Annotated in this window: 4 protein-coding genes; 2 read left to right on the top strand and 2 right to left on the bottom strand. The window is 68.5% G+C overall.

Annotated features, from left to right (window positions below; translation table 11 throughout):
• Positions 1 to 1,688 (top strand): flavin-containing monooxygenase (locus WA805_RS10000; RefSeq protein ID WP_422284914.1); only part of this gene is annotated, 1,688 nt, incomplete at its 5' end.
• Positions 1,689 to 1,848: 160 nt separating this feature from the next.
• Here WA805_RS10000 and WA805_RS09995 read toward each other — a convergent pair.
• Together WA805_RS09995 and WA805_RS09990 are read right to left on the bottom strand one after the other, a co-directional pair.
• Positions 1,849 to 2,841, bottom strand: a complete 993-nt coding sequence (locus tag WA805_RS09995; protein ID WP_422281410.1) for an LLM class flavin-dependent oxidoreductase — start codon at positions 2,839 to 2,841, stop codon at positions 1,849 to 1,851.
• Positions 2,842 to 3,063: 222 nt separating this feature from the next.
• Entirely contained in the window at positions 3,064 to 5,301 is a 2,238-nt protein-coding gene (locus WA805_RS09990; RefSeq protein WP_425242203.1) for an MMPL family transporter, read from the bottom strand.
• 431 nt (positions 5,302 to 5,732) lie between these two features.
• Between WA805_RS09990 and WA805_RS09985 the strand changes: the two genes are divergently transcribed.
• A partial coding sequence (locus tag WA805_RS09985) for an SNF2-related protein (RefSeq protein ID WP_425242202.1) occupies positions 5,733 to 6,822 on the top strand: 1,090 nt, incomplete at its 3' end.

Here is a 6,822-nt window from a genome sequence, read left to right as displayed (position 1 = left end):
CCGACCAGAGCTACTGGCGCGACATCGTCTCGTTCACCTGGAACATCACCACCGTCGAAGGAGGCGCGGGCGTTGCGGGCCTGCTGCGGGCCACGCTCGACGACGTCGATCCCGCCGGTTTCCGGGTCACCGAGGAGCCGGCCGAGGAAGACGGGGTCATCACCGCCTGGATTGCCTTCGAGACCAAGGCCGGGCGGGGCAGCGGATTGCTGCGGCTCGTCGGCGGCAAGGCGTTCACGCTGCTCACGACACTCGACGAGCTCAAGGGCCACGAGGAGCCGGTCAACGACCGGCGGCCTAATGGCGTGCGCCACGGCGCGTTCCGCGACCGGGTCACGTGGGCCGAGAGCCGAGCCCGTGAGGCCACCGAGCTCGGCTACACCGTGCAGCCCGAAGTGCTGATCATCGGCGGTGGCCAGGGCGGCATCGCGCTCGGTGCGCGGCTACGCCAGCTCGGGGTTCCGGTGATCATCGTCGAGCGCAACGAGCGGCCGGGTGACTCGTGGCGCAAGCGCTACAAGTCCCTCGCGCTGCACGACCCGGTCTGGTACGACCACCTGCCCTACCTTCCGTTCCCGGCGAACTGGCCGGTGTTCTCGCCGAAGGACAAGATCGGCGACTGGCTCGAGATGTACACGAAGGTCATGGAGCTCAACTACTGGGGCTCGACGACCTGCAAGTCCGCAGTCCGAGAGGGTGACGGATGGGCCGTCGTCGTCGACCGCGCGGGGGAGGAGATCACCCTACGGCCCGGGCAGCTAGTGCTGGCGCTGGGAGCGTCCGGCCTGCCCGACGTCCCCGAGTTCCCTGGCCGTGAGAAGTTCCGCGGCGACCAGCATCACTCCTCGGCCCACCCTGGTCCCGATAAGTACAAGGGCAAGAAGGCCGTCGTGATCGGGTCGAACAATTCCGCGCACGACATCTGCGCCGCGCTGTGGGAGGCGGGCGCCGACGTCACTATGGTGCAGCGCAGCTCGACCCATGTCGTGCGGTCCGACTCGTTGATGGAGCTCGGCCTCAGCGACCTGTACTCCGAGCGCGCCGTTGCCGCCGGCATGACCACGTTCAAGGCCGACACGATCTTCGCCTCGCTGCCGTTCCGGATCCTGCACACGCTCCAGATCCCGGTATATAACGCCATCCGGGAGCGTGACGCCGAGTTCTATCACCGGTTGGAGCAGGCCGGCTTCGTCCTCGACTTCGGCGAGGACGACTCGGGCCTGTTCCTCAAGTACCTGCGCCGCGGGTCCGGCTACTACATCGACGTCGGTGCCTCCGAGCTCGTCGCGAACGGCGACATCAAGCTGGCCAAGGGACAGGTGGCCGAGCTGACCGAGGATGAGGTCGTCCTGAGTGACGGGACCCACCTCCCGGCCGACCTCGTCGTCTACGCGACGGGCTACGGCTCCATGAATCAGCTGGCCTCCGGCATCATCGGCCAAGACGTGGCCGACAAGGCCGGGAAAGTCTGGGGACTCGGCTCGGGCACGACAAAGGACCCGGGCCCGTGGGAGGGCGAGCTGCGCAACATGTGGAAGCCGACGGCCCAAGAGGGCCTGTGGTTCCACGGCGGTAACCTAGCCCTGTCGCGCTATTACTCCCATTACCTGGCCCTGCAGCTCAAAGCACGCATGGAGGGCATCCCGACACCCGTCTACAAGCGCGCCGAGGTGCACCACACCGAATAGCCCGCTGGTCAGTTCGTCGGGTTCCTCCGAGCGCGTCAAGCCAGTGCTGCCGCCCGTTCACTTGCGGCGTGACCGGCCTCTATGGTGGCGGCATGGCCTCATGGTGGCACCGCGACGTGATCGCGTCAGGCAAGCTGCCGCTGATGCTGTTCTCGGGTTGTCACGTTATCTTGCCCGCCATTGCGGCGATCGTCTTCTCGTATCCCCAGTCGCCGTCGGCCGGCATCGGGAACAAGACCGGCAAGTCCACGCCCGCCGCGGCGTACTCGCTTGCCCGGGCGAGGCACTCATCCGCGCCGCCATGGACGACGAATCCGTCGGCTACCTGCTGCGGCACCGCATCGGCCGCAGCGGCCCTGTCGCCCGCCAGGACCAGCTCCTGCACGCCCCGCAGGCTGGGGCCGCCGTCCAGCTCGCCGAACAGCCGTGGCGCTGCGGGATGCATGACATAGCGCAGGACGGCGGCGCGCGCCGCGGCGGCGGCAAGGGCGTCGCTCCCGAGGCAGCAGTGCACCACACAGGCGATCTCGACCGACTCCGGATCTCGCCCCGCCGCCTTCGCGGACGCGCGGACAACACTGACGGCCGCGTCCGCCTGGGCCGGCGTCATCAGGTTCAGGATGACTCCGTCGGCGATCCGACCGGCCAGCTCGAGCATCCGCGGGCCGAGCGCGGCCAGGTAGATGGGCAGTTCGGCGCGTAGCGGGGGGCTGTCCAGGGGAACCATGCCGGCGCGGAACACCTGGCCGTCATACCCCGTCGGGCTCCCGGCGAGGACGGCCCGCACAACGGCCGTGTATTCCTCGATCATCGCCAGTGGGGCGAACGGCGCGATCCCGAACCGCTCGTTCATGACCGAGTTGGCGACGCCCAGGCCGAGGATGAATCGGCCGTTGCTCGCCTGGTCGAGCTGCGCGGCGGTCTTGGCGGCCAGCACCGGCGGACGCAGTGCGGCGTTGGCGATGGCGGTCCCCACCCGGGCATGCCGCGTCGCGGCAGCCACCGGGTGACACAGCGCCAGCGCGTCGCCGTGCCCTTCGGCAACGAACACAGCGCTGAAGCCGGCGAGCTCGGCCGCGCCGGCCAGCGCGCCCACCTTCGCGGGCGGCAGCCCGCTGTGCGAGGCGATGGACAGACCCAGGGGCATGCTCATGAGCTCACCTCCGTCAGCTGTTCGCGTAGCTCCCGTGCCGAGCACCTTGCCGGTTGCGTTCCAGGGAGCAAGCGGCGGACTCCACGCTCATGCGGCACTTGCAGCGCGAGGTGGTCATGGCAGCAGTTGATCATCTTATGCGCGGAGACCTGAGGGGGCTGGTCACGCCCCTGCTGGAGCTGTGATGGGGGTTGCTGCGGTGGCGACGTCCGCTGGGACTGATTAGTGGGCCTGCCCTGGCTCTTCCTTCGCATCTGACCGGGGTTCTGGCATGTCGACCTGACCCTCGAGCTGGAGGTTGGGCACAACCGGTGCCAGCCAGCGCGGCAGCCACCAGGCATGTGCGCCGAGCAGCGACATGATCGCGGGGACCAGGATCATTCGGACGAGGGACGCGTCGATGAGCACCGCGAACGCCATCCCGATGGCGAGCATCTTCACCGTCGGGTCCGGGTTGATCACGAAGCTGGTGAAGACGACGATCATGATGAGGGCCGCGGTCGTGATCACCCGGGCCGTCGCGCCGATCCCGATCGCGACGCTGCGGTGCGCATCGCCGGTCGCCAGCCAGGCCTCGTGCACCCGCGACAGCAGGAACACCTCGTAGTCCATGGACAGCCCGAACACGATGCAGAACACCAGCATCGGCACGTACGCCGGGATCGGCAGCGTCGACTGCAGGCCGATCACGTCCTTCCCCCAGCCCCATTCGAAGATCGCGACGATGACGCCGTACGCCGCGCCGATGGACAAGAGATTGAGCACGGCGGCCTTGGTTGCGATCACCACCGACCGGAACGCCGCGGTCAGCAGGAAGAACGAGATCGCGACGACGGCGATGATCAGCCACGCCAGCCGGCTGGTGATCTGGTTCGTGAAATCGACCGCGCCGGCGGTCGTGCCGGTGACGTAGCTGGTCGCGTGCTCCTTCGGCAGCACGTCATCGCGCAGCGTGCCGACCAAGGCGGTGGTCTGCACGGCCTGCGGGCGGGTGGTCGGGATGACGTTGAACACCGCGGTGGTCCCGGCCGAGTTGACCGAGGCAGGCGTGACGGACGCGACGCCGGCCGTTTTGGCAATGTCGGATTGCATGGTGGACAGCAGCGAACTGTTCGCCGAGCTGGACTGATTGGGCAGCTTGACCACGACGCTCAAGGGCCCGTTCACGCCGACCCCGAAGCCCTGGGAGATCAGGTCGAAGGCCTGTCGGCTGCTGTCCGATGTGGGGTTGGTCCCGTTGTCCGGCTGCCCGAGCGTGATGGAGAACAGCGGGATCGCGAGCACTACGAGCACCACCACGCTCAGGATCCCCCATGGCCAGGGCCGGTCGCTCACCATCCGCCCCCACCGGGCGAAGGCGCCGTGCTCGTGCTGCTCGTGCGTGGCCTTCGCGGTCCGGGCAGCCTGTTCTTGAACAGTCTGCCCGGCCTTGTGCGCGCGGACCCGGGCGGTCAGTGCACGGATCGTCCCCCTGGCGAGCCCCATGAACGCCGGCACCAGGGTCAACGCCGAGATCATCGTGACCACCACGACGATCGCCGCGGCCAGGCCGAGCGACCCGACGAAGCCCACTCCGGAGATGTACAGGCCCAGGACGGAGACGGCGACGGTGCTGCCGGCGACCACGATCGCGGCCCCGGACGTTCCCCCGGCACGCCGAATGGAGCGGAGGACTTCCATACCGTTGTCCAGCTGCTCCCGGTGCCTGGCCACCAGGAAGAGCCCGTAGTCGACGGCGACCCCGAGCCCGAGCAGGGTCGCGATGGTCGGGGCGGTGGTCGGGAACGTGACTAGCCGGGCGATCAGCCCGAGCAGCGCCAGCCCAGACAGGACGCTGAAGATCGCCGCTAGCAGCGGGATGCCGGCCGCGATCAGCGAGCCGAACATGATCAGCAGCAGCACCAGCGCGCAGGACAGGCCGATGACCTCGGACGTCAGGTCCTGGGTCTGCTGGCCGATCTCGCCGGCGCCGGCGCCGTACTCGACCTGCAGGCCCGCCTTGGTAGCGGGCGCCACCGCATCGTTGAGCTTGTCCAGGTAGGAGGTGTCCAGTGAGTCCGGGTTCACATTCCAGCTGACGGTCGCATAGGCGATCGTGCCGTCTTTGGAGACGGTCCCGGAGTTGGGCGAGGCGAACGGGCTGACCGCCTTGATCACGTCCGGCAGCTTGGAAACGTTGGTGACCGACTGGCTGACCGCCGACTCCTGCGCGCTGACCGTGCCTGTCTTGGCGTGGAAGACGATCTGCCCGCCGTACCCGCCCTGCTGCGGGAACGTGCTGTTCAGCACGTTCAAGCCGGTCGCGGAGTCGCTGCCAGAGATCGTGTAGTTGTTGACGTACTCGCCGCCGAACGCGTGCTTGGCGGCGAGCAGCCCGCCGAGGATGACCACCCAGGCGATGATGAAAATCCAGTGCTTCCGGGCCGCGACCCCGGCAAGCTTCTCGAGCAATAGATTCACTGGCCTGTCCCCCAGCTCCGATAGTCATGCCAAGAGGGCTGCTGGCGGATCATCCATCGCGGGTGAAACTAGGGGCGGGCACCCCATGACCCTCATCGCTGACGGCGTGATGCATATGCTCTGGTGCGTGCGCATGGCCGGGGTCGGGAATTACGCGCTCTCGCACGCGTTATCATTGTTGAGGCACCCGAGAACCGACCGGTCGTCCAATGGCGGCCTTCCCAGGGTCGTGGCCACCAGCCCACCCGTCGGCGGCTCCGGGTCCGCGTGAGATGCCTGCCGTAGCTAGCTGCGTCGATCCTCGGAAACCCGCAGGTTGGCTCGGTGTCCGAACCAACAGGCCCGCTGTCCGGGGCGTTCCTCGCCCCGTCCGTGGGACTGAGCGGCATGCTGCCGTGGCCTCCGTGCCCGGCATTCCACAGGAGGAGCTTTTGGCTCGACCAGGCCAGCGCCAGAAGGGCGCTCGCCGTACCGCCCCGCCGAAGCAGCGACGCGTCCGCCACCAGGACGACGTCATCTCGGTGCTCGCCCGAACCGCCCGTGAGATCGAGGCGGCCGTCCTGCGCGGCCGCGTGACGCCTGCCGTGCGCACGAAGTTCCAGGCCCTCGCCCTGATGCTGCGGGACGAGCGTGCCCGCGTCCAAGCGGCGCCCGGGAACGGCAGTCATCGAGCTGAGGAGCTCAAGCGCCTGGACGGCATCGCAGCCATCCTCGCGGCGACCGCAGTCCGGGACGCTGGGCTCCTGGCGCTGCTCGCCGAGGACACCAGCGTCTCCGATGCGGCTCGGTCCCTCAAGCGTGAGATGATGCGGGACCTCGGCATCGAGCCGGCGCCCGAAGAGATCGCCTCAGCAGAGACCGCGACCGCTCCCGCCGACACGGAGTCGCGGGTCGTGCCGCAGACGGTGATCTCCCGGCAGCTGGCGAATCCCTTCCTGGCCCCCGACTTCTCCGCCGTCCCGCAGCGCACCTCCCGTCCGCGGCGCCTGGCCGGCTGGGAACTGCTCGGTCCGCTGCTGAGTTCCTTTGAGCGCGCCGGCGGGGGAGCCCCGGCGTGCATGGCGCTTCCGGCGCCGACGGCACGGTTCACCCCGGCGGGCCTGGAGCTGATGCCGCATCAGGGGCAGCTGGTCGCCGCGGTCGCTGCCGGTCACCGGACGTTCCTGCTCGCCGATGAGCCGGGTCTGGGCAAAACGGCCGAGGCGCTGCTCGCCGCGGAAGCGGCGAACGCCTACCCGCTGCTCGTCGTCGTGCCGAACGTCGTCAAGATCAACTGGGCCCGTGAGGCGGCCCGCTGGACGCCGCACCGCCCGGTCACCGTGGTGCAGGGCGACGGCGAGACTGCCGACGGCTTCGCCGACATCGTCGTGCTCAACTACGAGGTACTTGACCGCCACCTGGGTTGGCTCGGTGATTTCGGCTTCCGCGGCATGGTCGTGGACGAGGCTCACTACATCAAGAACAAGACCTCACAGCGCTCCCAGCATGTCCTCACGCTCTCTGACCGCATCAGGTCCCGCA

The organism is Trebonia sp. (genome assembly GCF_049794275.1).
Classification (GTDB): Bacteria; Actinomycetota; Actinomycetes; order Streptosporangiales; family Streptosporangiaceae; genus Trebonia.
The sequence above is the reverse complement of the archived record's forward strand: the minus strand, read 5'-3'. Positions and strand labels throughout refer to the sequence as shown.